The 26,517-nt window shown below is 61.9% G+C and carries 28 protein-coding genes and 1 tRNA gene; 18 read left to right on the top strand and 11 right to left on the bottom strand.

Annotation, left to right across the window (positions count from 1 at the left end; genetic code table 11):
- Positions 1-132 precede the first annotated feature (132 nt).
- On the bottom strand, positions 133-1,257 hold the full coding sequence (locus BV071_RS31905; protein WP_035616305.1) for a nucleoid-associated protein: 1,125 nt from the start codon (positions 1,255-1,257) through the stop codon (positions 133-135).
- A 118-nt stretch (positions 1,258-1,375) separates the two neighbouring features.
- On the opposite strand from BV071_RS31905, the gene BV071_RS31900 reads away from it, so the two are divergent.
- Both BV071_RS31900 and BV071_RS36045 read left to right on the top strand, forming a co-directional pair.
- Positions 1,376-1,813: a hypothetical protein gene (locus BV071_RS31900; RefSeq protein ID WP_035616303.1), complete on the top strand. Its 438-nt coding sequence runs from the start codon at positions 1,376-1,378 to the stop codon at positions 1,811-1,813.
- Positions 1,814-1,867: 54 nt separating this feature from the next.
- Positions 1,868-2,113, top strand: coding sequence for a hypothetical protein (locus tag BV071_RS36045; RefSeq protein WP_265595148.1), 246 nt, complete (start codon positions 1,868-1,870; stop codon positions 2,111-2,113).
- Positions 2,114-2,126: 13 nt separating this feature from the next.
- Here BV071_RS36045 and BV071_RS31895 read toward each other — a convergent pair whose 3' ends face one another.
- Both BV071_RS31895 and BV071_RS31890 read right to left on the bottom strand, forming a co-directional pair.
- On the bottom strand, positions 2,127-2,516 hold the full coding sequence (locus BV071_RS31895; protein ID WP_035616301.1) for a hypothetical protein: 390 nt from the start codon (positions 2,514-2,516) through the stop codon (positions 2,127-2,129).
- A 58-nt stretch (positions 2,517-2,574) separates the two neighbouring features.
- Entirely contained in the window at positions 2,575-3,591 is a 1,017-nt protein-coding gene (locus BV071_RS31890) for a methyltransferase (protein ID WP_343123414.1), read from the bottom strand.
- Between the two features lie 85 nt (positions 3,592-3,676).
- Here BV071_RS31890 and BV071_RS31885 point away from each other — a divergent pair, with 85 nt between their 5' ends.
- Entirely contained in the window at positions 3,677-4,456 is a 780-nt protein-coding gene (locus BV071_RS31885; protein ID WP_035616299.1) for a class I SAM-dependent methyltransferase, read from the top strand.
- Positions 4,457-4,459: 3 nt separating this feature from the next.
- On the opposite strand, the gene BV071_RS31880 is transcribed toward BV071_RS31885, so the two are convergent.
- Entirely contained in the window at positions 4,460-5,050 is a 591-nt protein-coding gene (locus BV071_RS31880; RefSeq protein ID WP_035616297.1) for a DinB family protein, read from the bottom strand.
- An 80-nt stretch (positions 5,051-5,130) separates the two neighbouring features.
- On the opposite strand from BV071_RS31880, the gene BV071_RS31875 reads away from it, so the two are divergent.
- The 5 genes from BV071_RS31875 (at position 5,131) to BV071_RS31855 (ending at position 9,147) form a co-directional block, all read left to right on the top strand.
- Positions 5,131-5,502, top strand: coding sequence for a helix-turn-helix domain-containing protein (locus BV071_RS31875; RefSeq protein WP_035616296.1), 372 nt, complete (start codon positions 5,131-5,133; stop codon positions 5,500-5,502).
- On the top strand, positions 5,499-6,131 hold the full coding sequence (locus tag BV071_RS31870; RefSeq protein ID WP_035616295.1) for a Pr6Pr family membrane protein: 633 nt from the start codon (positions 5,499-5,501) through the stop codon (positions 6,129-6,131). Before BV071_RS31875 ends, BV071_RS31870 begins: the two co-directional genes overlap by 4 nt.
- A gap of 83 nt (positions 6,132-6,214) precedes the next feature.
- On the top strand, positions 6,215-7,615 hold the full coding sequence (gene uxaC / locus BV071_RS31865) for a glucuronate isomerase (RefSeq protein WP_035616367.1): 1,401 nt from the start codon (positions 6,215-6,217) through the stop codon (positions 7,613-7,615).
- Between the two features lie 232 nt (positions 7,616-7,847).
- Positions 7,848-8,963, top strand: a complete 1,116-nt coding sequence (locus tag BV071_RS31860; RefSeq protein WP_052574133.1) for a lactonase family protein — start codon at positions 7,848-7,850, stop codon at positions 8,961-8,963.
- Between the two features lie 108 nt (positions 8,964-9,071).
- Positions 9,072-9,147 (top strand) — tRNA-Lys (locus BV071_RS31855).
- A 1,276-nt stretch (positions 9,148-10,423) separates the two neighbouring features.
- Here BV071_RS31855 and BV071_RS36040 read toward each other — a convergent pair.
- Complete coding sequence (locus tag BV071_RS36040; protein WP_265595146.1) at positions 10,424-10,585, bottom strand: hypothetical protein; 162 nt, start codon at positions 10,583-10,585, stop codon at positions 10,424-10,426.
- A 120-nt stretch (positions 10,586-10,705) separates the two neighbouring features.
- Positions 10,706-11,227, bottom strand: a complete 522-nt coding sequence (locus BV071_RS31840) for a hypothetical protein (RefSeq protein WP_265595145.1) — start codon at positions 11,225-11,227, stop codon at positions 10,706-10,708.
- A 108-nt stretch (positions 11,228-11,335) separates the two neighbouring features.
- Between BV071_RS31840 and BV071_RS36035 the strand changes: the two genes are divergently transcribed.
- The 4 genes from BV071_RS36035 (at position 11,336) to BV071_RS31820 (ending at position 13,847) form a co-directional block, all read left to right on the top strand.
- Positions 11,336-11,884 carry a hypothetical protein gene (locus BV071_RS36035; RefSeq protein WP_265595144.1) on the top strand — a complete coding sequence of 183 codons (549 nt, stop codon included), beginning with the start codon at positions 11,336-11,338 and terminating at the stop codon, positions 11,882-11,884.
- Positions 11,885-11,932: 48 nt separating this feature from the next.
- A complete protein-coding gene (locus tag BV071_RS31830) occupies positions 11,933-12,787 on the top strand; it encodes an alpha/beta hydrolase (protein ID WP_052574132.1) in 855 nt (284 codons plus the stop codon).
- A gap of 153 nt (positions 12,788-12,940) precedes the next feature.
- Positions 12,941-13,333 carry a DoxX family membrane protein gene (locus tag BV071_RS31825; RefSeq protein ID WP_052574131.1) on the top strand — a complete coding sequence of 131 codons (393 nt, stop codon included), beginning with the start codon at positions 12,941-12,943 and terminating at the stop codon, positions 13,331-13,333.
- 280 nt (positions 13,334-13,613) lie between these two features.
- Entirely contained in the window at positions 13,614-13,847 is a 234-nt protein-coding gene (locus tag BV071_RS31820; RefSeq protein ID WP_265595143.1) for a hypothetical protein, read from the top strand.
- A gap of 573 nt (positions 13,848-14,420) precedes the next feature.
- On the opposite strand, the gene BV071_RS31815 is transcribed toward BV071_RS31820, so the two are convergent.
- Complete coding sequence (locus tag BV071_RS31815) at positions 14,421-14,867, bottom strand: hypothetical protein (protein ID WP_035616281.1); 447 nt, start codon at positions 14,865-14,867, stop codon at positions 14,421-14,423.
- A 148-nt stretch (positions 14,868-15,015) separates the two neighbouring features.
- Here BV071_RS31815 and BV071_RS31810 point away from each other — a divergent pair, with 148 nt between their 5' ends.
- The 6 genes from BV071_RS31810 (at position 15,016) to BV071_RS34610 (ending at position 22,827) form a co-directional block, all read left to right on the top strand.
- Complete coding sequence (locus BV071_RS31810) at positions 15,016-18,234, top strand: hypothetical protein (protein WP_035616279.1); 3,219 nt, start codon at positions 15,016-15,018, stop codon at positions 18,232-18,234.
- Between the two features lie 123 nt (positions 18,235-18,357).
- Positions 18,358-19,608 (top strand): NADH dehydrogenase (quinone) subunit D, encoded by a 1,251-nt coding sequence (nuoD, locus tag BV071_RS31805; RefSeq protein WP_035616278.1) that lies wholly within the window; start codon positions 18,358-18,360, stop codon positions 19,606-19,608.
- An 18-nt stretch (positions 19,609-19,626) separates the two neighbouring features.
- Entirely contained in the window at positions 19,627-20,166 is a 540-nt protein-coding gene (locus BV071_RS31800; protein ID WP_035616275.1) for a thioredoxin-like domain-containing protein, read from the top strand.
- 11 nt (positions 20,167-20,177) lie between these two features.
- On the top strand, positions 20,178-20,750 hold the full coding sequence (locus tag BV071_RS31795; RefSeq protein WP_052574130.1) for an NAD(P)H-dependent oxidoreductase subunit E: 573 nt from the start codon (positions 20,178-20,180) through the stop codon (positions 20,748-20,750).
- Positions 20,751-20,792: 42 nt separating this feature from the next.
- A complete protein-coding gene (gene nuoF / locus BV071_RS31790) occupies positions 20,793-22,193 on the top strand; it encodes an NADH-quinone oxidoreductase subunit NuoF (RefSeq protein ID WP_052574129.1) in 1,401 nt (466 codons plus the stop codon).
- A 61-nt stretch (positions 22,194-22,254) separates the two neighbouring features.
- Positions 22,255-22,827, top strand: coding sequence for a DUF805 domain-containing protein (locus tag BV071_RS34610; RefSeq protein WP_081886376.1), 573 nt, complete (start codon positions 22,255-22,257; stop codon positions 22,825-22,827).
- 99 nt (positions 22,828-22,926) lie between these two features.
- Here the strand turns inward: BV071_RS34610 and BV071_RS31780 are convergent, their stop codons facing one another.
- The 4 genes from BV071_RS31780 to BV071_RS31765 form a co-directional block, all read right to left on the bottom strand.
- Positions 22,927-23,928 (bottom strand): aldo/keto reductase, encoded by a 1,002-nt coding sequence (locus BV071_RS31780; RefSeq protein ID WP_343123415.1) that lies wholly within the window; start codon positions 23,926-23,928, stop codon positions 22,927-22,929.
- Between the two features lie 36 nt (positions 23,929-23,964).
- A complete protein-coding gene (locus tag BV071_RS31775; protein ID WP_035616260.1) occupies positions 23,965-24,360 on the bottom strand; it encodes a cupin domain-containing protein in 396 nt (131 codons plus the stop codon).
- A 120-nt stretch (positions 24,361-24,480) separates the two neighbouring features.
- On the bottom strand, positions 24,481-25,491 hold the full coding sequence (locus BV071_RS31770; RefSeq protein WP_052574127.1) for an AraC family transcriptional regulator: 1,011 nt from the start codon (positions 25,489-25,491) through the stop codon (positions 24,481-24,483).
- 149 nt (positions 25,492-25,640) lie between these two features.
- Positions 25,641-26,381, bottom strand: a complete 741-nt coding sequence (locus BV071_RS31765) for a LysR family transcriptional regulator substrate-binding protein (protein ID WP_265595142.1) — start codon at positions 26,379-26,381, stop codon at positions 25,641-25,643.
- Between the last annotated feature and the right edge of the window lie 136 nt (positions 26,382-26,517).

Genomic DNA, 26,517 nt, shown 5'->3' with positions numbered 1-26,517 from the left:
CAGGAGCGCAAACGCTCAGCTCCCGCAGAGTGATCCGCTAACAAGGGATTCACTCTGCGGAATCATAGGTCGTATAGCTCCTATACGACCTATCCTATTTTAGGACGGCACCAAGGTCACACGAGGTGTGCCCTAAACCTCCCCATTGAAGAACACCTTGATGAACTTCATCCCCTTGTCTTCATCAAAGCCCCGTTCCAGCACCGGATCTTCCTGATCGGCGAAGCCCGGCTTCACGTGGATCTCCACGCCGGTATCCAGCTTCACCACCGTGCTGATCCGCTTCTTCGCCTTGCTCACATCCTTCTTCGAAATCTCGAAGGACTCGTCAAAGCGCTGGCCCTGCTCCTCCTCGACCTTCTCCTTGTGCTTGCGGAATTTCTCCACCGCTTCCGGCGTCCGTAGTACCTGCTCCTCGAATTCCTGCAGGCTGAATTGCTCCTTCTCCTCGAAGTAGCTCATCGCATCCTTCGCCACGCTGGCAGATTCCCACGGCGGTGGCGCGTCGTCGCTCTCTTCCTCCCGCTCTTCGGGGGCTTGCTTGGCCTTCTCCTTCTTCTTGGTCTTCTCCTCCTCCTTGGTGAAGGCCACTGCCATATTGGCAAACTTGTTCGTCAGGAAAGGGCTGTCGGTGATCGCCACCACTCCCAGGAAATCCCGCACCCAGAAGCGCGAGTCGCTGCCAGAGCGATCGAAGGTCAGCACGTAGTAGCCCTTCTTCGACTGGTGGTTCAGGATCAGGCAGCCCTTGTCGATCTTCTCCGGATTGATCCCCTGCTCCGTGTGCAGATGCAGGTCGCCGTCCTTGGTCGAGATGCTCAGGAAGGGCACCACGCTCTCGGACTTCAGAATGCAGATCGCCTGCACCAGGTCGCCGTTCACCTCGACGTTATCGACCAGGGCGACGCACAGGTCCCCCGCCTTGATGTTCGGGTGGTTGGATTTCGAGTAGAGCCGCTTCGCGATGTCGCAGCCCTTCTCTAGCAGCCCCTCCGGCGTCTCGAAAATCGCCTTCGCGCACTGGTTCATTTCGTGCTGGTCCAGCGACGAGTGATGGCTGAAGCGATAGCCCGCCAGGCTCTTGAAAGGCTTCACGAACAGCGACGTCAGCGCGCCCGTATCCTCATCCGCGACAACAAAGACCTTCTTGGAGGTCTGCAAGGGCTCCTCGCGCTGGGGATTCCCAATCTTGGCGAGCACGAGACGGGTGGCGGCGGCGGACGTAAAGCGGATCTTGGTGGCGGTTGTGGCGGACATTCGGGGCGGCGACCCTAGAGAGCCCCCGCCCCCCGCGCAAGAGTGGTTGAACAATTCTCCCAAGGTGCTAAGATGGCGGGGATTAGCTGTCCCGCTACACCCTGCACACACCCACCCCATGCCCTACCCAGTCACTTGCCCGGCTCCCGTAGCTGAGGCAGAAAAGGCCCTTGCCACGGTGCAAAGGGTCAACCAGCGCTGGATCGTCCACGGCAAACTCCGTGAAAACGCATCCGCCTACCTCACCCACCTGGAGCAGACTGATCCCGTCCGCCTCCAGCGTTCCTGCGAGCTGGCCCTCCATCTCGTCCATCACAAGAAGGCCGTGCTTCTGCGCGACCCGAAGCCTCTGTTCTACGCCGGCCTCTTCGCCTTCGCCACCCGTGCCGAAATCGAGCGCTACATCTCCGGCCACCCGATGACCCGCGCGATCAGCCTGCTACTGCACAAAGATCGCTCCGGCCTCAGTGTGCTCTCTTACTCGGGCATGACCTTGGCAGAGAGCATCGCCGAAGAAATCCGCGCGGTCGAAGCCGACTTGGAGGCTGTAATCTAGCCGCAGGTTTCCACTCGCCCCCTGCGCCGCGGACAGCCATTCTGTCCGGCGAGGATGAATTGTCCGCACTGCCACCGCACCCTCTACAGCCGTCGGCCTCGCTGCGAGCATTGCGGCGAGACCTTGCCTGCTGAATACCTGATCCCCGACCCGCAGGAAGAAGCGCTCAAGGCCGAGATCGAGGAAAGCAAGGCCTACCTCGCCAAGCGCCGCAAGGAGGCCGCCGAAGAGGAAGAGGAAAAGCGGCGGGCACAAGGTTACGGCATCTCGCCCTTCCACCTTGGCCCGCCAATGCTCTAGCCGATCCAGCGCTTCACGGTTTCGCCGCCTTGAGCGCGAAGAGGATTTGTTTTTCTTCCAAGGTCCTGTCCTGCGCCTTGAGCACCGCGAATTTCACAGCAGCTCCCGCTTCGAACATTTTCTTCACGTGCATCAGGTTGTCCTCCGCAAGCTTCACGATCTGTTCTTGGATCGAAAGCTTCTCGGCAGGATCGGCAACCACGTTGACCTTGAATTTGAGCAGCCTCATCGAAGCCTCGAACACATCCTCCTGCGAGGCACCGCCCGCCTTGTGACGGGCCTCGGTTAGCTCGACCAATTGCTTGAGCACTCCCTCACGCTCTTCGATGATCTTTTGCAGATCATCCTCGGCATGCACGACGGAGAAACCCAGCACCAGCAGGAGCACACTTGCGATCTTCATAGGACTCCCTGTGTAGCAGTCCCGGCATAACGTAAAGCGTGCTCCAGGCACCAGACGCTTATTTGATTCCAACCACCATCGAATCGGGGCCGATCAGGTGCTCAACGCGGCAGTCCTTAAAGCCCGCTTCCTGCATCCAACCGATGCAATCCGCTCCGGTGTAGTCGAAGCCCCCTGGCGTCTCGATCAGCATGTTCAGGCTCATCAGCAGGCCGAAGGCGTTCTTCTCCCGCGCGTCGTCGATGATCGCGTCGTAGACCACCACCGCGCCACCTTCCGGCAGGGCACGGTAGGCCTTCTCAAGGAGCATCTTCTTCGTCGGCAGATCCCAGTCGTGGAGGATGTGCCCCATCAGGATCACATCCACCTTCGGCATTTCCAGCGTGAAGAAATCCCCGTCCTCGAACTTCACACGGTCGGACAAGCTGAGACCCGCGATGTAGTCCTCGAAGATCGGCTTCACCACCGCAAGGTCGTAGCCGATCCCGGTGAGATGCGGATGCGCCAGCGCGATCTGCGCCACCAGGTCGCCCTGCGCTGTGCCCACGTCCGCACAGCTCTTGTATTTATCCCACGGGAACTTCTGCGCGATCGTCATGTTTGCTCCGCGACTTACCCCGGTCATGGCGGTCAGGAATCCGCGCAGGCGATCGGGATCCGAGTAAACCATCTCAAACAGCTCTCCACCTTCCTGCCGCGCTTCGTTCTGCGGCTCACCACTGCGCAACGCGTGGGGCAGTCGATCCCAGAAGCCGTAGAGGCGACGGCTCGACATCTCCAGTATCCCACCGACATACGACGGCTTCGCCTTGTCCAGGAACAGATCCGTTTCCGGTGCATTCCGATAGACCCCGTTCTCACGTGCCAGGAATCCCAGGGCCACCAGGGTGTCGAAAAAATCACGCGCCCCGCGCCCGTGGAATCCGAGTTCCCTCACCAGGACATCCACTCCTGCCGGCTGCCGGGCCAGCACGGTGAAGACTTCCATTTCCACGGCTGCCAAAAGAGTCTTCGAGGACCAGAAGGAGAAGCCGGTTTCCAAGATGCGGTCTGGGGTAAGATCCATGTCTGCCATCCAAGCCTCCCGGCTTCCAAACGGCAATGCACCTTTCGGTCACTTGGTGTTGTCTTTCCGCCGTGGCAGCAGACACACTCCCGGAATGAGCCGCGTTGCCCTCTTCCTCGTCCTGGCCCTCGCTTCCGCCCTCGCAGGCTGGACATGGCTCGCAAAGGAACAGGCCCCGCAAAAGGACAACACCCCGCCACCCGCTCCAACGGTTTCCAAACCACCCGCCGAGCCGCCCCCCTACACCTTCGCCCCGGCTACCCGCGATGGCATCGGCAAGTTCTTCCACGGCCGCGAGATCGCCCAAGTCATGGGCCACCCGGCGATCGGTTGGCTGGAGCGCGGCGAACGCGAGCAGGAGGAAGCCCCCAGCAAGGCCATCGCCGCCATAGACTTGAAGCCCACCGACGTCATCGCCGATATCGGCGCAGGCTCCGGCTACTATAGCTTCCGTATTTCCCCGAAAGTCCCGCAGGGCAAGGTCGTCGCCGTCGACATCCAGCAGGAGATGCTCGACTTCCTCCGCAACAAATCCGTCGAGCTCAAGATCACCAACGTCGAGCCCCATCTCGGCGCGATCGACGACCTCAAGCTCCCCGCTGCCACCCTTGATGCCGCGCTGATGGTCGATGCCTACCACGAGTTCTCCCACCCGCGCGAGATGCTCACATCCCTATACCAGGCACTCAAACCCGGCGGCCGAATCTTCCTCCTCGAGTTCCGCGCCGAGGATCCCAACGTCCCCATCAAGGCCCTGCACAAGATGACCGAAGCCCAGGCCCGACTCGAATTCGAGTCCCTCGGCTTCCGCTTCGTCTCGAACCTGCGCCCCCTCCCCTGGCAGCACTTTATCATCTTCGAGCGGCCTCGTTAGGCACTACCCCGCCAGCACCGCCTCAAGCTGCTTGCGATGGATACGATGGTGCATGACCCCCATGCAAAGCCACTGGTGCGCGTTCAAATTCCCGAACCAAGAATGCCGGTGCCGCTTCGATGCCACCAGCTTCTCTGCCGCCGGCAGATGCTCCCTCCACTCCGCCACGATCCCCCGCAGCTTCTCCAGACTCTCCGGCCCCGCCTCCACTGAAGGCTTCACATCCGCCGGCCCCGACTTCCGGTCCGTCGTCTTCCCCGCGGCAAGCAAACGCACCAAACCAAGCACCGGCCCGTCCACCCGGCACAGGTGCTCCACGATCATGTACGGCGACCAGTAGCGGCTCGAATCCTCAATCCCCCGCAAGCGAGGGATGAGCACCCGCTTCCTTCCGCGCCCCTCGTCTAATCCATCGACCAATTGCAGTACCTCCTCCGCTGTCCCGCAGAACGCCTCCAGCAACTGTTCGCGGCTACCCTTGCGCGCCTCCCGCCGCAGCATCAGTCCGCCGATCTTCTGCTCCAGCCAGGGAATCCCCGCCCCCGGCTTCTCCAGCCCCTTTTGGATCTCCGCCTCATCAATGCTCTCATTCATGGCCCGCCCCTTTCACTTGTGATTCGCAAGTAAATCCACCCATCCTTGCTTTACTTGTCCTTTGCAAGTGAAATCCCGCCGTGAAGTCATCCGCCCGCCGCTCACCCTGCCCCGTCGCCTGCGCCCTCGATCTCTTCGGCGATCGCTGGACCCTGCTGGTGATCCGCGATCTCTTCCTCGGCAAGCAGCGCTACGATGAATTCCTGGCCTCACCCGAAGGCATCGCCACCAACATCCTCTCCGACCGCCTGAAATCCCTGACCACCCACGGCCTGCTCAAGCGCGCCGCCGACCCCGACGACGGCCGCCGCGTCATCTACCAGCTCACCGAGCGCGGCCGCAGCACCAAGGACTTCCTCCTCCCCCTCGCCCGCTGGGGCCTCGCCCAATGCCGCGGCACCCGCGCCATGCCCGGCAGCACCCTCGAACCCCGCGGCCCCGGCCAATCATGACGCTCGAACGCCCCCTCCGCCTCGCCATCGTCCTCACCGGCATCGCAGGTCTCACTCTCCAATATCAAGTCACCGCGGAGCTCTTCGCCGCCCGCGGCCTCGGCACTGCCGCGGTCCTCTGGAAGCTCTCCTCCTATTTCACCATCCTCACCAATACCCTGCTCGTCCTCGCGCAGGCAATCTGCCTTGTCGCGCCCTCATCCCGCCCCGGAAATTTCTTCCGCAGCCCCTCCATCCAAGCCGCCCTCACGCTCTACATCCTTATGGTGAAGATCATCTACATGAGCCTTCTCGCCAAACTGTGGAATCCCGAGGGCAAGCAGCTATGGGCAGACCTCCTCCACCACCACGTGCCCCCACTTCTGCAGCTCCTCCTCTGGGTCGCCTATGTCGAGAGGGCCAAGCTCACTTGGAGCCACCCCTTCCTCTGGCTTTCTTGGCCTGCCAGCTACCTCATTTGGGCACTCGCTCACGGGGGCGATTCTCCCTATCCCTTCCTGGATCTTGCTCACCTCGGCCCCCTCCGCGTCGCCCTGAACTCTGCCGCGATCGGCACTGCATTCCTCACCGGCGGCTTCGCCCTCCTCGGTCTCGACCACCTGCTGACACCGAAGAATCCCGCGCGCTGAGGCGCAGGTTAAATTTGTCCGACAACTTTACAATGCCGGACTTGCCCTCCCCCCGCCTTCCCGCCCATCGTCCCGCCAAGCCCATGCCGTACCTCGACGAAGAATCCTTCCTGCTGACTTCCCCCACCGCCCGCCGGCTTTTCCACGAAGTCGCCAAGGACCAGCCGATCTTCGACTACCACTGCCACCTCTCCCCCGCGGAGATCGCCACCAATCACCGCTGGGACAACCTCGCCGACATCTGGCTTGGCGGCGATCACTACAAGTGGCGCCTGCTCCGCGCCAACGGCATCGACGAGGAATACATCACCGGCTCCGCCTCCCCGCGCGAGAAGTTCCAGGCATGGGCCGAGACCGTGCCCTACACGCTCCGCAATCCCATCCACCACTGGACCCATCTCGAGCTGCGCCGCTACTTCGGCATCAATACCCTGCTCAGCCCGGACACCGCCGATGAGATCTGGGAGCAAGCCAATGCCCGCCTCGCCGAGCCCGACTTCTGCGTCCACGGCATCCTCGATAAATTCAAGGTCAAGATGGTCGGCACCACCGACGATCCCGCCGATCCGCTGCGCCATCACGAGACCCTCTCTAACAGTAACCTCGCCACCAAGGTCCTGCCCACCTTCCGGCCCGACAAGGCCTTCCAAGTCGACCAACCCAAGGCCTTCGACACCTGGATCGAGAAGCTCGAGGAAGTCACTGATACCAGCATCCACCACGTCTCGGATCTCCTCCAGGCCCTCCAGAAGCGCCACGACGACTTCCACGCCCTCGGCTGCCGCCTCTCCGACCACGGCCTCGACCGCTGTCCTGCCATCCCCTGCGATGATGCCGATGCCTCGATCATCTTCGACAAGGCCCGCCGCGGCCTGCCCGTGAGCTACGAAGAGAAGGAAAAGTTCTGCTTCTTCCTCATGGTCTTCTTCGGCCAGCAAGACGCGGCGAAGGGCTGGACCAAGCAGCTGCACCTCGGCCCCTTCCGCAATGTCAACCCGCGCATGTCCGCCCTGTTAGGTCCGGACGCCGGCTTCGATACCATCGGCGATGAACGCCAGGGCGCCGCCCTCGTCACCTACCTCGGCACCCTCGCCAACCGCGGCGCACTCCCGCAGGTCATCCTCTACAACATCAACCCGCGCGACAACTACCTCTTCGCCGCCATGACCGGTGCCTTCCAGGACGGTACTGTCCCCGGCAAGATCCAGTTCGGCTCCGGCTGGTGGTTCGCCGACCAGAAGGACGGCATGGAACTCCAGCTCAACGCACTCTCCGCCACCGGCCTTCTCTCCCGCTTCGTCGGCATGCTCACGGACTCGCGCTCCTTCCTCTCCTTCCCGCGCCACGAATACTTCCGCCGCATCCTCTGCAACCTCATCGGCACCGAAGCCGACCGCGGCGAACTTCCCGATGACTTCGGCGCCCTCTCCAAGCTCATCGCCGACGTCTGCAGTGGCAACGCCCAGCGCTACTTCGGATTCTGAGCCGCTTCGTCCCAATCGGGACGACTCATAAAAGCCCGGCACGAAGTGCCGGGTAAGCGCCAGCGCATCATTGCGTCCTGAAGGGACGCCTTATGCGGGGAACGGCCATTCGCCCAGATGAGGTCCATCCCTCACCTCCGCTTTCCTTTCTTCTCTCATCGATCTTATCTCGATTCCCGATGACGAACTCGATTGGAAGCCCCCACCCTTGCCTCCCCGTAATCCCCGAATCATGAAACCCCGACTTCTCCTCTTCGGCCTCGCCTCCATCTCCCTCTCCTCCGCCGCCCCCCTCCCCTTCGCCATCGGCACCAATGCCGGGGGCAGCGGCAAGAGCGAAGGCATCTACCTCTCCAGCTTCGATCCCGACACCGCCCAATTCGGCGAAGTCAAACTCGGCGCCAAATACAATGGCCCCGGCTTCCTCGCCCTCCATCCCGGCAAGCCACTCCTCTACGCCGCCGGCAAATCCACCGCTTTCCCGCAGGGCAGCGTCGCCGTCTTCAAGTTGGGCAGCACCCTCGAGTTCCTCGCCGAAGCCACCTCCGCCGGCAACAACCCCTGCCACCTCGCGCTGAATGCAAGCGGCAGCGTCCTCGCCCTCGCCAATTACAGCGATGGCACCACCACCACCTTTCACCTCGATGCCGATGGCATCCCGAAGGAGCCCGCCTTCGCCAAGAAAATCACCGAAGGCATGGGCCCTAACAAAGGCCGCCAGGAAGGCCCCCACTCCCACGGCGTCTACTTCCGCGGCGACTTCCTCCACGATACCGACCTCGGCCTCGATAAGATTCTCACCTGGACCATCGATCCCAAGACCGCCAAGCCCGTCTCTGAGACCCCGGACACCTGGACCTCAGCCCCAGGCGCTGGCCCACGCCACCTCGACTTCTCGCCCGACGGCCGTCACGCCTACATCGTCGATGAACTCGATAACACCGTCACCGCCTGCAGCTACGATGCGAAGGCTGGCAAGTTCACCACCCTCCAGACCATCACCACCCTTCCGGAGGGCGACCAGACCCGCAGCACCACCGCCGAGATCGCCGTCCACCCGAATGGCAAGTTCGTCTACGCCTCGAACCGCGGCCACGACAGCATCGCCGTCTACGCCCGCGACGCCGCCTCCGGCAAACTGAGCTCCCTCCAGATCGCCCCCTGCGGCGGCAAGGTCCCCCGCCACTTCGCCATCACCCCCGATGGTAAATGGCTCCTCTGCGCCCACCAGGACACCAACTCCATCGCCGCCCTCCCCCTCGACCCCGCCACCGGCAAACTCAGCGAGCCCAAGGCCACTGCCACCGCCCCGAATCCCATCTGCATCCTCTTCCTCCCCGCGAAATAAGGAGCGGCGGACCAGACGAACTAAAATCACATTTCCGTCAAAATTCCTCTTGCGCGGCCCGAATCGAAATGCATCCTTCCGGCCCCGCCGCAAGGCAGGAAACACAAAGCCTCGATAGCTCAGTTGGTAGAGCAGAAGACTCTTAATCTTTTGGTCCTTGGTTCGAGTCCAAGTCGGGGTACCACTTTCAAAACAGCAAGGAAGGGATCGAAAGATCCCTTCCTTCTTTTTTGCGCCGAGGGCGATCAGGTCCAGCAAAGCCCGCCCAACGGACAGCCTACTGGGTGCACCGGTCTTTAGCCGGCTTGGGCGGTCGAGCGAGCCGTCACTCAAAATCCGCTCAACGGAGAGCGGCGACGAATGGCACGTGATTAGCCCCGATTTCGTGGACCTCGCTTCGTCCCAAAGGGACGCCTCATGCTTCTGGCCTATCACCTGATCGATCCATGCGGAAACCAGCTCCCGCTTGCTCTGCGTCCCTGCGATATCGCCCCAATCACGAGCCATTCGCGGGCGAACTTACCCTTTCCAGCGAGCCACCCTAACAACCCACCCCAAACCTCCCGGGACAGCAACGCCGTTCCATCCCATAGCCCAGAGTACCACCCAAGAAGACCATCCCTCCCCGAAGCGGGTTGCTGCGCTGTCCGAATCACCTCCTACTCATCCTCCACCAACCCGACCAGACCGTCCTCCATCTCCAGAGATGCCCGCCATATCTGCTTCCTGATAGCTTTTTTGCCGCCGGTCGCCAAGCTCGCGGGGTGAAACTGGCCCTGCATCGTTCCTTGATATTTTGGTTCGGCTTGCTGGTCATGAGCTTTGTTTGCTGGGCTTGGTCGGATTCGCTGATTCGCGCCACTACGCTGTATCATCGCTGGAACCAAGGCGGGACTTGGGTCACGAGCATCGCTGGCGGCTTTTCCGCGAAGTGGCTCCCCAATGCCCCGGTTGGGGACTGGCTGTGGGAGCGGTCCTATCTCTCTTCGTCAAACTTGGTGGCGGAACCCTTCCCTTCCCCCTTTCTGATGGAAGGAGGGAGACCTCGCACCGAGGTATACGATCCCTCCGGGAGACATCAGAAGCGGTCCTATCACCATGATCAATGGGTGGATGCGCTGACCTATCCTCCCAGTTGGAAGGTGATCTTCATCCCCTATTGGCTCATCCTCCTCGCAGTCGCCACCCTTTGGCTTGGCTTGCTCTTCTGGCGCGCACGCAGGCGAAACAAAGCTGCAATCAATCCATGAAACTGGCCCTTCACCGCTCCATCACCTTCTGGTCCGGCCTGCTCGTGATGGCTTCATCGTCTGGGCATGGCGCGATTCGTCCACGATGGGAAGCGGGATCCATGTCCAGCGAATGACGGTGATGAACTCCGGGGGCTTTGTCGGAGTTCTCGCTGGTGAGAGCAACACCCGCTTTTCCAAAACCACCTTTCGCTCTGAGTTGGACCCAACCTACTGGACCGCCGACTTCCCCATCACGCGGATCGCGTTCGTCCGTGGCCAAGGCACCCCGATCGACCAACTCCCGTCCGAAGACCTCACTTCAAAGACCGAGCGGAACAAGCTCCTGAGATCGATGACTCGCTTCCGCAGCGAAGCGTGGATGCTATTCATCCCTCATTGGCTCATCCTTCTTGCCGTCGCCGTCCTTTGGCTCGGCTTGCTCTCCTGGCGAGCGAGCAGGCGCACCGCAGCAGCCAAACTGCAACAGGGACTATAAGCCTACAAGAGCACTCAATCCCCGCCTGCCTCCTGTGGCTCGCGGAGCTGATCAAGCGCCTTTGCCGGTCCCTTCCGCCTCCTCCGCGCCCGCCACACCAACAGCTCAAGCCAAGGAACCACCACCGCCACCAACACGCACCAGTACGGCACGTAGAGAAGCCACGCATCCGGACTTCGCGACGCGACATAATCCAGCGCCTCCGCACGAGCAGTCTGATAAACCGGTTCCTCATCCCCGATCGGCTCCTTCCCCACACCGCGCGCGAAGCAGGGCAGCGTCAAGAGAGGTGCTGCCTCCTCCTTCGCCTGAGGAATGCTCCCGAATTGGATCTCATCCAGACTCTTCCCATTCGGATAAGAAACGCAAAGCTCGCCGGAGAATGAAATGATCTGGTAATTGCCCCGCGCGACGAAGGCACCATGCGTGAGGGAATGCCGCCACGCCCAGCACAGGAATGCCATCACCACAATCCCGGACCAGAAAGTAATGGAGCGGAGCAAGGCAAGCTTCACGGCAGCATCGTGGCGATCCACCGCGCAAAAGAAAAGCCCCTCCAGCGGCTGCAAGAGGAGGCTTGAGAATTCACCCGTCTCCACAGACCATCTCGAACTTAACCTGGTCGGTCACACCCGTTTTCAACCATGCCTCAAGACCCATCAGAGTGGTTTGAAATCGGCCACTACCGAAGCGCTGCCGAGCAGGCATTCGCAGAGACACTGCGGGATCGCGCACATGCCTGGCGGATCCCAGGCTCATCACCTGACCATACCTTGGTGGGCAGAGGCGGGGACGATAGACTGGTTCTAGCCCTTGATATCAGCGATCAGGAAAGCAAGGTCTGCTTGCGTACCCTTCGAATCGAATTCGACGGCACCGGCGTGGTCCTTGGCGAAGACGAAACCGGCCAGCTGGTTACCGATCTTGATCCAACCCTGCCCGACGTTTTTGCCAGACGCGACAGTGGAGGCACACCCGCGCTGTTCGCCTCCTTCGCTGCCGATTGGGTCGAGCAAGAGCTTCGCCGCCGCATTGAGCGGCACGAATGGACTCGCGACGGGTTTTGCCATCGCCGCTGGCTGTTTGCCGATACGGGGAAGTCGATCGTCTGGTCGGATTCCTGCAATACCCCGCGGTCAAATTTGGGGCCACCCGACCGGATCATTGTAGTGCGTGATTTTTCCCAAGCCTGATATGAGCCATGAGCCTGCGGGCCGCCCAATCGGTCCCCGCTGCTCCCCATGAACCCGCTCTCACCCCGGCATCTATGGCTCGGCCTCCTCGCGCTCCTTCTTCCCAGCTTCGCCTCCTGCACCATGCCCCTCGTCGGTCCCGTGCCGCAGGGGGTAGCGCGCGAGCGCGACTTGCGCTTCAGCCCTTCCCCTTGGCCGGCCCCGCTCCTCGCCGATGTCTATCACCCTCGTGACCCGCTCCGGCCACCCGCACCAGCCGTGCTTTTGATCCATGGCGGCAGCTGGAAGGCGGACGATGACCGCTGGACCATGACTCCGATCGCCAAGGCCCTGGCGAAACGCGGCTATGTGGTGGTCAACGCCGGCTACCGCGGCACCCCGGGCTTCCGCTACCCCGCCCCCATCGATGACCTTCGCGAGGCGATTCACTGGATGCGGAGAAATGCCACCCGTTACGGAATCGATCCGACACGCATTGCCGTCTTCGGATATTCGGCCGGAGGCCATCTCGCCGCACAGGTCGCACTCAGGGACGGGAATCCCGAGAAGCTGCGCGCGATCGTTACCGCCAGCGCGCCATTCGACCTCAGCTTGTTTCCCGACAGTGAAGACGTCGACGCCTTCCTCGGAGCCAAAGTCCCGGACATCCCCGCGCGGGTCCACGAGGCATCGCCGCTGAGTCACGTCACCTCCGCCAGTCCGCCGATTTTCATCTATCAGGGCACCGCTGACACCACGGTCCCACCGGAGCACGCGCGCCGTATGCAGGCAGCCTACCGCAGGCACGGCTTCGACACGCAAGTATTCTGGCTCGAAGGAAAGGGCCATATCGGCGCATTCCTATTCCCCGGCACGGCGATGGATGCCGCCATCGCTTTCCTCGACCAACACTTGAAGCAATGAGCTCGGGTGGAAATGGAAAACCACGAAATACACCGGAGATGAAGCCTTGCAGGGAAATAGAAATGCAGCGTTCGCTCATGGAACCGCCAAAACCCAACTCCTCTTCTTTCCGTGTGTTCCGTGGATTCCGTCGTTCTCACTCCCAAATCCAGGATGAGTGACCCGCGCTCCAGGGCAGTCTCGCGCACGCTTCTCGGGATCCTCTTCATCCTCGCCGGACTGAACCACTTCCGGGTTCCCGGGATCTACGTCTCGATGATCCCGCCCTATTTCCCTTCGCCCGCATTGCTCAACTCCGTGAGCGGAGCCGCGGAAATCCTCGGCGGCGCCGGGGTCCTGATCCCCGCCCTCAGAAGACCTGCCGCCTGGGGATTGATCGCGTTGCTGCTGGCGGTGTTCCCCGCGAATCTGCACATGGCCCTACACGGCTGGCCCCGCATGCAGATCCCACCATGGGCACTCTGGGCCAGACTACCCTTCCAAGCCGTCTTCATCTACTGGGTGTATCGTAGCTGCCTGCACGCGCAGCGCGATCACCGCGCTTGAAGATCACCTGGGATCAGCCCCGCCTTCCGCCTTCCGCCTTCCGCCTTCCGCCTTCCGCCTTCCGCCTTCCGCCTTCCGCCTTCCGCCTTCCGCCTTCCGCCTTCCGCCTTCCGCCTTCCGCTCCCCACGCGATCGCGTAGTTCCGCAAAACCCCGGAATCCTCCATAAGGATATCGCCCTAAGCAAGGCCCGCCGACTCATCCCCAGCAGAGCGGCGGGCTTTGCGCTTTCCTCTCCCTGAACAAAGCATGGGGCACACACACACCCAGTCCCTATCCTCATGGACTTCACCTCCCCTGACCCGTACCATTCCGCGGCATTGCCCACCATGCCGGTTACCGGACCGATCACCCCCACGCGCCGCAACAAGCGCGATCGCCGCCGCCGGCTCGTGCGCGGAAATCCTCCGCTCACCAAGCTGCCCAAAATCTCCCTCTCATTCCACCAGGCGATCCCCTACCTGGCTCCCAGCCTGCCACCTCTTCCACGCGCCGACCTGATCGCCGCCCCGTAAAGGAGATCCTTCGCGCAAGCGAAACCGTAAACCAGAGCAGCACCAACAGCAGGGACAGCACCCGTGGCTTGCCGATCTTCGAGCGCCACAGCCCATCCCGCTTCCCTGCGGCCACAGGCTCGAACCGTCGCTCCGCACGGTCCGGCTTAGGGTGCCCCTTCTCGGATCCTCACCTGTAGCGGCGCGTCTCTGACCGCCGCACTTCGGCGGCCACAAGTCGCATAGTAAGGCCTCCATTTCATTCTCGTCCGACCTTTCCGGGAGCGATTCCCGTCACCTGGATTTCCAGGCAGCCTCTCAGATCACCCTGAGTCAAGCCGAGCGCGCTCCACGGCCCATCAAACTAACAGCAACAGCGAAGATCCCACCCGTTCGGATCTCCGACTCTGCTTCCTTCTTCTTCATCCGCGCCATCCGCGCCATCCGCGGTTCTTGCTTTCTACCTTGCTCTACCGGAGCACAGAAAGAACCACGAAGAACAACCGGAACCCGGATCTTCATCCGTGCCAATCCGTGTCCATCCGTGGTTCCCACTGCCTTCAACGGGGACTCAACCCCTCGCCGGAATCAGACTCACTTCGCCTGCGCCTCCGTCATCTTCTTCGCGATCAGCATTTGCTTGTCCATATAGGCCTTCGCCAGCGCCGGATCACTCTGAATGATCGGCATCGCCGCCGCCGTTGCCTTGGTCATCCGGTCCACCAGAGCTTTCGACTTTTCGTTCATCTTCGCTTCGGCGGCAGCATCCGGCGGGGTCGATCCCGCCTTCTTCGCCTGCTCGGCGAGCTTCCCGTATTTATCCGCAAGGCTGTCCATCTTCTCAATGGCCTTTCCAGCCGACTCCTTGTCCTTGATGCTCTCCAGGAGTTTACAGTTCTCCTCCATGATATCGGTCGCGGTCTCCGCGGCCTTCTCCGCCGCCCGCTCCTGCTTGGCCTTTTCAGAACAGGAACTCAGCGCACCAGTGGCGAGGAATCCACTGCCGGCGATTACGATAGCTTTCAGGAATAGTACTTTCATGGCGCTGCACCAACGGAGCGAACATCTCTCCTGTCAACGGACGAAATGGACACCGCATTCAGCGCATCTTGCACGAATCTGAAGCTTTCTTCCAAGAAGCAGCCTTGTCGCGTGTTTACCTACTATCTAAACCACGCGATCCAGATCGATGAAGCTCCTCCGTCTTCTCCCCCTGCCAGCTCTCTGCGCACTCCAGGCCCTCGCCGGCGACGATCTCCAGCAGACCGACCTCACGAAACTCGCCGACCCCGCGCAGCGCCAGGCCCAGATCGCCCGCCTCGTGGGCTGCGATGGCAAGAGGACCATCCTCAGCAGCTATCGCCTGCATCCTTCCGCGACAACTGGCAGCCACGAAGTCCTCCAAGTCCTCACCGGCAGCTACAGCTTCAATTTCAAAACCAGTCTGCCACTCGCTCTCCGCAACGAGTATGAAGTCGAAAAGCCCGAGGAACTCTTCGGCGGCAGCGGCAGGGATGGAGTCATCGGCATCCTCACCCCTGAACTCACTCGGATCAAAAGCGGCCCCTTCTTCATCTTCGCTCCCGATGGAAAAGAAATCCGCCCCTTCGGCAGCAACAACTTGATCAGCGACGGCTACCTCTTCGACTTCGACCACGATGGCATCCTCGACCTCGCCAACACCTCCAATTACGCGGTGAAGAACGCGCCGGACACGGAGATCACCGTGTTCACTCTCCAGAGCATCGAGCGCAAACCGCGCACCCTCCTGCGCGTCATCTACAACTGGCATCCGGAGAAAGCGCGTTCCGCCAATGTCTGGTCCTTCGAATGTCATGACCGTGATGGCGATAGCTTTCCGGAAATCGCCTTTGGCCCCCGCAGCCAGCACGATGCCGGGCCTCGCGAACCGAGCTTCACCTTCCTCTGGAACCCGGAGCAGAAAGCCTTTTCCACCGGCGCGATCCCGGAGCACGCCCACATCCGTGTATTGAGGGACGACGAAAGCCTCGACCAAATCGCGGACGCCGGCGGACTCGGCTATCCGCTGCGCGCCGGTAAAGACGAAGGCGAAAGCCAAGGAGAGAAAGAAGATACTCTCGGACCAGCGACAACTCCCGCAACGGCCATCAAGCCCTACGTCTTCGCCTCGCTCAAAGGCCTCAGCGACGCCGGGCTCTTCCATTTTTTCCAAGGCAAGCAACGCCCGGGCACTTTCGGTGAAGACGATGACTCTCCCGCCAGCGAAGTCCCCGCCAAGGTCTGGTCGATGCCACCCAAGCAAGCCGCCCTCGCCATCGCGGATGCCAATCGCACGCCTGCTCACCGCGACCAGTGGAAGCTCGCCATCGATGACCGCAACGGCATCACCCCGCCGCAGTCCGGCTGGTTCCTCTACGACTGGGACTCTTCCAGCTGCTACAGCTTCAGCTCTAACATCTTCGCCCTCCGCTTCGGCACCGACCGCTGCTGGCTGCTCGCCACCGACTACAACAGCAACGGCGCGGTCGGCGGCAATCCGCTCGCGGACCAGCCCGGCTACACCGCCCGCGTCATCCCCCTCTCTCGCGAGGAAGCCGGCTTCATCGCGGAGACCCTCTTTTGGCTCGATCGCATCCGCTCCCACAGCTTCACGCCTGACAGCGAAGACCTTGGCATCATGTCTTCCACGGCCGATGGCTTTGGCAGCCTCGACCTCCTCGCCGATGGCAAGCCACCGCGGCAGCTCGCTTCCAAAACCGTCTGGGCCTCCTCGATCAGCTCCCGCTGGAAAGGAGATTACTCCCCCGAGGTCTGCATCAATCTCGTCGCGGAGTTCCTCGCCACTGCCCTGCCCCAGCACCTCGGCGATCGTTGGCGCGTCGCACCGGAACTCGACCGCCGCAACCTGATGACACCGGTCGAGGCGCGTCTCGCACCGCGCCTGAATGAGGGCGCGCGCAAGCAACTCACCGCAAACCTCAACGAGGCCTTCACCCGGCACTGGGCGGATTCCTTGCCACCCCAGGCACTCCTCAAGCTGGTCATGACCGTCAGCGAGGAAGCCATCCTCGACCTGCGTCCCGAGCTCGCCCGCCTGCGGGACTCGCTCCCTCCGCCGGATGCAGCCCAAGACGCCGAGTTTGAAGCTCTGGAGAAGCGCTGCGGCCCCGGAGCGAACTTCAACTTCGACTCGCCCGAGCAGGAACGCAAAGACCGCGACCGCTATCACGAGCTTGAGGAAGCGCGGCGCTTCCTCCCCGGCCCCGTCCTCCGCGAACCCATCACCACTGCCTTGGCCAAGCTCGACATGGCCGGCGATGCCAAGCGCTTGAAGAGAGCGATCGATGCCAACGATGCCACCTCCCTCTGGGCACTCGACCGACTGAGAAAGAACTTCCCCCTGGAGTGGCAGGACCTCCTCACCATCCGCTTCCGCGAAGGCGATCTCGAAACCCGCCGCAATCTCCTCAGCACCCTCGGTGCCGCCGCCCCGCAAGGCGGCCAAGGCTTGGTCGATCTCCTGACCCCGAAGGAACTCGACGAGCTCATCATCGAAGTCACCAAGTTCGAACTCAAAGCCGACCCCACCCGCGCCGAGACCCGCGTGCCCGCACTTCTGGACCTCATCCGCGCCCACAAGGCCGACTACATCCGCCGCGGCCAAGCCATGGATCTCCTAACAGAAATCCATCTGGACGGAGAACAAGCCACCACCGCCGCCGGACTCCTGCTCGATGAACTCAAGTATCCACAGATGGGCGAATATGGCATGACAACTCTCGCCCCCGCATTGGAAGCACTCTCGCACCTGCCCGGCGCCACCGCCCATCTCGATGCCATCCAAGCCACCCCATGGGGCAAAGAGTATAACGTCTTCCGAGTCGGCCTCGCCGCCCTCGAACGCCTCACCCACGACCGACCCGACCGCAAGCAGCGCTTGGCAGCCTACATCCAGCCCGCCTTCAAATCCCACCCCGGCTTCATGGATGATGTCTTCCTAGCCTGCCTCGCCCTCGACCTCCGCGAGCTCGCGCCCCTGATCGCCGGCTTCGCCAGCGAAGGCCCCGCGGTCCAGGAAGGTGACGGCGCAAACTACTCCGGCGGCAACTTCAAGGGACCCGCCGACGAGCACTACCATGTCGCCCGCGAGATCACCGCGCTCTGGTCCGAAACCGATCCCGAGACTCTCGACCGCATGTGGCTCTCCCTCGCGCTCGCCCGCTCCAGTCACTTCAATCCCTACCGCAACCAGGATGCCATCGGCGATGCCTTGCGGGCCCAAGTGGTGGAGGCTTGCGCCCGCTTGGCGAAAGACCAGCGCCAGGTTTTAGTCGATACCGCACTCGCGGCCCTCCACAGCCCATCCGAGCGCGAGGCCGCGGCCAAGCTGCTCACAGGGGTCGCCGAGGAGGCTGGATCACCCTGAAGAGCCCCCTCTATACCCCCGCCCTCCCCCTTTTTCGCCCTCCGTGGGACTTTGTGAAAATTTTCACAAACTGCCTTGCGGGTCGGGCGCTCTTGGGGCCTGATTCCGGGGCCGGGACTTCCGATGAGCAGCACCTCCACGACCGAATACCAAGCCCCCGACATCGCGGCCAAGGCCGCGGAGTATCACGAGGAGACCACCGACCTGATGGGCGAGAAGATGGTCCTCAACATGGGACCCTCCCACCCCGCCACCCACGGCGTGCTCCGGCTCATCTTGGAGCTTGATGGTGAGATCATTACGAAGGCTGACCCGGATGTGGGCTTCCTTCACCGCGGCGACGAGAAGATCGCGGAGAACATGCATTACAACCAGTTCGTGCCCTACACGGACCGGCTGGATTACCTCGCCCCACTGGCCAACAACGTCGCCTACGCCTGCGCCGTCGAAAAGCTGATGGGCTGGGAACTGCCGCCCCGCGGCCAAGCACTCCGCGTCCTCTGCTGCGAGCTGGCCCGGATCTCCTCCCACCTCTTGGGAGTCGGAGTTTGCGCCATGGACGTCGGCGCCATGACCGTTTTCCTCTACACCTTCACGGAGCGGGAAAAGATCTACAACCTCTGCGAGCAGCTCACCGGTGCCCGCTTCACCACCTCCTACACCCGCGTCGGCGGCCAGGTCCGCGACATGCCGCCGGGCTTCGACCAAGCCGTCCGCAAGTTCCTCGAAGAGTGTGAGGTGACCCTCGAAGAAGTGTCCAAGTTGTTGGACAAGAACAAGATCTACCAAGATCGCATGTGCGACATCGGGGTCATCTCCAAGGATTCCGCCATCGCTTGGGGCCTGACCGGACCGAACCTGCGCGCCTCCGGCGTGTCCCGCGACCTTCGCAAGGACCGCCCCTACCTCGGCTACGAGAAGTACGATTTCGACGTAATCATCGCCGAGGAAGGCGACTGCTTTGCGCGCTATCAGGTCCGGATGGAAGAGCTGAAGCAATCGATCAAAATCTGCCGCCAGGTCCTCGACCGCATGCCCTCCGGCCCGGTGAATCTGGCCGACAGCAAGAGCATGCTGCCAGACAAGGAGCGCGTTCTGATGTCGATGGAGGAGCTGATCCACCACTTCATCGTCGCCACGCAAGGCATTGATGCTCCGGCGGGTGAGGTCTACTTCGGCGCTGAAAACCCGAAGGGCGAGCTTGGTTTCTACATCCACTCGACCGGCGGCGGGGTTCCCCACCGCCTGAAGATCCGCAGCCCCTCCTTCTGCAACCTGTCTCCTTTGTCTGTCCTGTTGCCAGGGCACATGGTGTCTGACATTCCGGCGGTCCTCGGCTCTCTCGATTTCGTGATGGGCGAGTGTGACCGTTAAGCGTATATGCGATTCGTTATGAAAAAGACGATCCTACTCGGCATCCTCCTCTCCGGACTGTCCTTCGCCGCCGACAAGCCGGCCGATTTCAAGCCGCTCATCGGCGCGGCCAAGAAAGAAGCCGCGCCGCAAGGCGCGCTCGACAAGCTCCTGGACGGGAACCTGGAAAAGCTGGAGGGCAAGAAACTCTCCAAGGTCAAGGAGTTGGCTCATCCGGAGAAGTATTACGTCTTCTATTATTCGGCTTCCTGGTGCCAGCCCTGCCACCAGTTCACGCCCTCGCTGGTGGAGTTCTACAACAAGAACAAGAACGCCCAGTTTGAGATCTACCTGATCACTTCCGATCAGGAGGAGAAGGCGATGGAAGGCTATGTGGCGGAAGCCAAGATGCCTTGGCCGGTCCTGAGCTTCCGCAAGGTCGAGAAGTTCAAAAAGGAGATCAACCACGGCGTCGATGGCATTCCCTTCCTCGCGATCTGCAACCCCGACGGCACCGTTGTTGAAAAGGGCAACGCAGGCACCGTGCTGGGCAAGCTCCAAAGCCTCGTAGGCAAATAGTTTCACCGTCAATGTCCCAGTCCCTGCTCGAAGAAAACGTCGCATCGCACGAGACGCCCGGATCGAAGTTCTTCCCTGACTTCCTGCCGACACCGGCACTGGAAGCGGAGGCGGACCAGCGGCTTGCGCAGTTCCCCGAGGACCAGAAGCGCTCGGCGGTGCTGCCGATATTGCACTTCATCCAGCATCACCACGGATTCATTTCCGCGGAGGCGATCGACTGGGTGGCGGAGCGACTGAGCATCGCACCGATCAAGGTGCTTGAAGTGGTGACCTTCTATCCTGGGTTCCGGCAATCGGCGCCCGGGAAGTTCCATGTCCGCGTGTGTCGCACCCTGTCCTGCGCGATGGGTGGCTCACACGAACTGATGGATAAGATCTGCGAGCTGACGGGCATCGACCGCACAGGCGCGGACTCACATCATCATCCGGTGACCGTCTCGCCCTGCGGCAAGTGGTCGGTGGAATTCGCCGAGTGCCTAGCTTCCTGTGGGACCGCACCGGTGTGCCTGGTGAACGACGATTTCCACGAGGGTGTGGCAGCGGAGAAGGCTGCCGAGCTGCTGGCCAAGTATCCGGACTAAGCTCCCCTTCCCTTGTCTCGACCCTTTTCTGATCGCAGCCCGATGATCACCTACAAAGCCGGCAAGCAGCCTGATTCCCGCGAGTATCGCCTCATCTTCAAGAACGTCGACCGCGAGGGCTGGGATCCTTCGATCGACTGTTACTTGCGCGATGGCGGTTACGAGGATCTGAAGAAGGCGATGGGCATGGAGCCCAAGGCGATCACAGAGGAGGTGAAGAAGTCGGGCTTGCGCGGCCGTGGCGGTGCAGGTTTCCCGACGGGGCTGAAGTGGACCTTCATCCCGCCGAACAACACCAAGCCAGTCTATCTCATCTGCAACGCGGACGAATCTGAGCCAGGGACCTTCAAGGACCGCTACATCCTCCATCAGGATCCCCACCAGCTCATCGAGGGAATGGTAATCTCCTGCTTCGCGGTCGGCGCGAAGGTGGCTTACATCTACATCCGCGAGGAGTTCCCGGAAGCCGCGCTTATCCTTGAGAAGGCGATCCAGGAAGCCCGCGATAAGAACTTCGTCGGCAACAACGTGCTCGGCTCCGGCTTCAACGTGGATATCTACGTCCACCGCGGTGCGGCCGCTTATATCTGCGGCGAGGAAACAGGGCTGATCGAATCGCTGGAAGGCAAACGTGCCTATCCGCGGATCAAGCCGCCCTACTTCCCCGCGGCGCTGGGCCTCTACATGTGCCCGACGATCGTGAACAACGTCGAGTCGCTCTGCCACGTGAAACACATCGTGCGGATGAGCGGCGACGAGTATGCGAAGCTCGGCGTGAAGAACAACACCGGGACCCGCATTCTTTGTGTCTCCGGCGACGTGAAGAAGCCGGGCTATTTCGAAGTCGAGGTCGGCAAGATCACGATGCGCGAGTTGCTCTACGATATGTGCGGCGGCCCGAAGGATGGGCGCGAGTTCAAAGCCGTGATCCCCGGCGGTTCCTCTTCCAAGATCCTGCGCTGCGAAGAGAAGTTCAACTTGAAGAACCCGGATGGTTCCGCGCGCGAGCTGAGCTTCTGGGACATCCCGATGGATTTCGATTCCCTCGCCGCTTGCGGCTCGATGGCAGGCTCCGGCGGAGTGATTGTTTTGGACAACACCCGCAAGATCTCGTGGGTGCTGAACAACATCAATGCCTTCTACGCCCACGAGTCCTGCGGCCAGTGCACACCCTGCCGCGAAGGTTCGATGTGGATGAAGAAGATCTCCGACCGCCTGGTGGCCGGAGAGGCAGCCCCGAAGGATATCGCGACGCTGGAAAGCGTGGCCTATCAGATCGACGGCCGGACCATCTGCGCGTTCGGCGAAGCGTCGTCCTGGCCGGTTGAGGCGATCATCGCGAAGTTCCGCGACGAGCTGCTGGCGGACACCAACCCTGCCAATGAGGAGGTGCCGCAAAATCCGGAGACGGAAGCACAGCGGAGATATCTGCAGCACGCGTGACGAGCGCGGCAGCCTTTAAGTATTGCCCCGGTTTGATGGCTCTGTCATCTAACCGGGCGATATGAGTGCACAAAGTCCTTATCGGAGCCCGGCGCAGGCCACGGCAGGCTATCCTGCGGCGCAGATGGCCGCCAAAGACGTATTGTTCTCCTTCAACGGGAGAATCCCGCGCAGAACCTTCTGGTTGTGGTATCTTGGCAGCTCTATCGCCTTCAGCTTGATCTGCGGCATCTTGATTGGCGTTGCTTCGCTGACCATTAAACCGCCCACTGGCAAGGAAAGCGCTAGTGCCACTCCTAGCGCGAGTTCCAGTGCACTTCCCGGTCCTGACAGCGCGGTTCCCGCTCCCAGCTCCAGCACAGACTCCAGCTCCACTCCCGTCGAGTTCGACCCCAGCCAGCAAGAGCTCCCCGCCGCTTTCCTGGCGGTCTTGGGGGTTTGCGGGTTGCTGGCCATTCCAATGTTTTGGATTGTCCTCGCGCTGCTAGCCAAGCGCTGGCATGACCGCGGGAAGCCTGCCGTGTGGATCCTGATCTACTTGATCCCTTTCGTTGGTGCTGTCTGGACACTCATTGAATGCGGCTGCCTGCGCGGCACGGTGGGCCCGAATGAGTTTGGGGCAGATCCGACCTGAGAGCTGAGGCGATTTACTACCAGCTAGATTTAGGAAAAGGTCCGGCGTGCGCCGGACCTTTTCATTTTCGGGCGGGTTCGTCTCCGATTCGCATCCGCCTTAAAGGCCTGTCATCTTCTCCAGCCGCTCGGGATAACGGGTTCCCTGCACGGTGATCGCGGCGGCAGCGCGATCAATGCCGCGGAGATCATCCGCGGATAGCACGATCGAGTCTGCACCGAGGTTTTCCTCCAGGCGATTGAGCTTGGTGGTGCCTGGAATCGGGACGATCCATGGCTTCTGGGCAAGCAGCCAAGCGAGCGCGATCTGGGCAGGCGTGGCCTGCTTGTCCTCGGCAATGGTTGTGAGCAGGTCGATCAGCACTTGGTTTGCCTTGAGTGCTTCCGGGGTGAAGCGAGGCAGCATACTGCGGAAGTCGGAGCTGTCGAAGGTGGTGCTCCCATCCATCTTGCCGGTGAGGAAGCCCTTGCCCAAGGGGCTGTAGGGCACAAAGCCGATGCCAAGCTCCTCAAGGGTCGGGATCACTTCGTCCTCCGGCTTGCGGGTCCAAAGCGAATACTCGCTTTGAAGGGCTGCCACCGGCTGAACGGCATGGGCGCGGCGGATGGTTTGTGCACCGGCCTCGGAGAGGCCGAAGTGCTTCACCTTGCCAGCCGCGATCAGCTCCTTCACGGCTCCGGCGACATCTTCGATCGGCACCGCAGGATCGACGCGATGCTGATAGAGCAGGTCGATGACATCGACCTTGAGCCGCTTGAGCGAGCCCTCGACAGCGGCCTTGATATGCTCCGGGCGGCTGTTCAAGCCCGGTGAGCCTTTGCGCGGATCAAAGCCTTCCACCAAATCGAAGCCGAACTTGGTGGCGATCACCACTTGGTCCCGGAAGGGCGCAAGCGCTTCGCCTAACAATTCTTCGTTGCTGAAGGGACCGTAGACCTCCGCGGTGTCGAAGAAGGTCACGCCGCGCTCCACTGCGGCGTGCAGGAGGGAGATCATCTCCTTGGTGTCCTTTGGCGGTCCATAGGAGAAGCTCATGCCCATGCAGCCCAGGCCGATGGAGGAGACTTCAAGGCCGCTGTTGCCGAGTTTGCGCGTGCTGATTCTGTTAGATAATTGGGTCATTGGAATGAAAGTGGTTCAGGGTTGGTATTGTTCGTCACCGACCTGCTCCAGCCAGTCGACGGCCTTGCCGTCGAGCTGCTCCTGGATGGCGATGTGGGTCATGGCGGTGGTGGGTGAGGCGCCGTGCCAGTGCTTCAGTCCCGGCGGGAACCAGACGACATCGCCGGGGCGGATCTCCTCGATGGGACCGCCCTCGCGCTGCACCCGCCCGAAGCCGGCGGTAACGATGAGGGTCTGGCCCAAGGGATGAGTGTGCCACGCAGTGCGTGCGCCGGGCTCAAAGGTCACACTGGCACCAACAACGCGGGCCGGAGCGGGTGCCGTGAACAAGGGATCCACGCGGACGTTGCCGGTGAACCAATCCGCCGGGCCTTTGCCGGAGGGTTGTGAGCCGATTCGTTTGATTTCCATATCCGATTTCTTGCTTGGGGTTGCTGGAGGGGTTTGGGGTATCCCGGCGCGAAGCCGGGAGATGACTGGCAGCGCGGCGATGGCCGCGTTGCTTGAGGGAAAGCTTCGTTAGTGGTGGGTTCAGGACCTGCCTACGGCCAATTGATGCCGTGTGCGCCATTCACCGGGCGAGGTGTCCTCCCAGCGCTGGAAGGCACGGAAGAAGGAGTTGGCGTCCTCGTAGCCCAGCAGGAAGGCAGTCTCGTTGAGCTCGACGCTACTATGCTTCAAGTAGTGGTGCGCCAGCTCGCGTCGGGTGTCCTCCACCAGGTGCTGGAAGGTAATCCCAGCCTCGCCGAGCTTGCGCTGGAGTGTGCGGGTGCTCATGCCGAGTTCCCGGGCGACCTCCTGAAGCGTCGGCCGCTTTCCGGCCAAGGATCGCTTGAGAGTGCGCTTCACCTGCTCGCCGAGATTCGCGGTACTTCGCTCCGCTTCGAGTTCAGTTTCCAGCTGCGCTCCGATCAAGGCCAGCAGCTCCTCATTGTAGGTCACGAAGGGACGCGCGAGATCGGCCTTGCGGAAGAGCAAGGCATTACGGCCGGCCTTGAACTTCACACGACAACCGAAGTGAGACTCCAAGAGCTCGCGGTGACGGGCGGGACGCTTGAGCTCCAGGCGCAAAGGGATGATCTGGCCATTCGTGCCGCGGCGGCCGACGGAGAGGATCCAGGCGAGAGCCATGTCGATCAGCACTTCGGGTTCATCGTCGGTCGCCTCGTGATAGATGAACTCGACCATGGCTTCATCGCGCGCGACGCTGATCCGGACTTCCTCGGGACAGGTGAGCTGCTTATAGCGCGCCATGCGCTGGAGGGCATCGTGATAAGAGCGGCTACAGACCGCAGCCACTGCCGCCGGATGATAACGCTCCATGCGCGGCTCATTCCCGAGTTGCAAGCCGATGGCGGGATCTGCGCTCAGCTCGCCGACCGCCCGCCACAGGGCGAAGAGTTCGGCTGTGGTGGCATAGATCTTTTCCTGCTGGAAGAAGGCCGCCGGCAGCCCGGCGAGACGCAGGATGGCAGCCGGAACCAGCCCATGCTCGGCCAAGCGGCCGGCAAGGAGAGTGGAGATGCGGAAGCGGTCGTTCATGCTCGCGGGTGCCTCAAATTGCTCTCACCGTGGCGTTGCAGAGCCTCGAGGCGATGGTTCCAAGCTACCCGAGATCTCCGATCTGTCACTCGCACCACGCGCCAATCCACTTGCAGAACGCGCCAGACGGAGGCCGGGCCCGATTCGCGCTAGTCGCGTAGCTTAAGCACGGATTTCACCCCGGCAGCAAAGGAACGGGCGGCGGCAGAGCGGTGGCCGCCTGCGACCCAGATGAGGCCGACACGACGGAAGGAGAGCTTTTCCTCGGCGTCACGGAGAGGCCTTACCACTAGATCGGAGTGGAGTTCCCAGCGCACGGCGGCATCGGGCATGAGGGTTAGCATCCCGGTCTGGCGGACGGTGGAGAGAACTCCTTCGATCGAGATCATTTCGATGGCAGGCTTGAGGACGTGTTCGAGTCCTTGGAGGGCCACGCTCTCGAGGACGAGTTCACGCGTGCAGAAACCGTGGCTGAGCAGGACCAAGGGATGGGCAAGAACATCAGGGAGAGTGATCCGGCGGCGGCGCGCCAGCACGTGGCTGGGAGGAAGCACAGCGACAAGACTTTCGGTGAAGAGCGGCTCGACTTCGAGGCGGTGACCGCTTTTCCCGGGAAGGAAGCTGATCCCGAGATCAAGGTGCCCGGCCAAAAGTTCGGCCTCGAGCATCTCCATGGGCAGTTCCCGGACGGAGACGGTGACCTTGGGGTGGGCGTTGCGAAAATTGCCGACCGCCTCAGGGATAACGGCGACATTGACGGTAGAGACGATGCCGATGCGGAGTTCCCCGGCAGAGAGCTGCTGGAGGTCGGCGATTTCGCGCTTGGCGTCGTCGAGCTCGCGCAGGATGCGGATCGCGCGGGCGTGAAGGATACGGCCAGCGGCGGTCATGCGGGCGCTGCGGGGAAGACGCTCGAAAAGCGTGGCTCCCATCTGCATCTCGAGCTGCCGGATTTGATGGGAAAGAGTCGGCTGGGAAAGGAAGAGCTTGCGGGCGGCACCGCGAAAACTGCCTTCCGAAGCAATG

The sequence above is a fragment of the Haloferula sp. BvORR071 genome, assembly GCF_000739615.1.
Classification (GTDB): domain Bacteria; phylum Verrucomicrobiota; class Verrucomicrobiia; order Verrucomicrobiales; family Akkermansiaceae; genus Haloferula.
The sequence above is the reverse complement of the archived record's forward strand: the minus strand, read 5'-3'. Positions and strand labels throughout refer to the sequence as shown.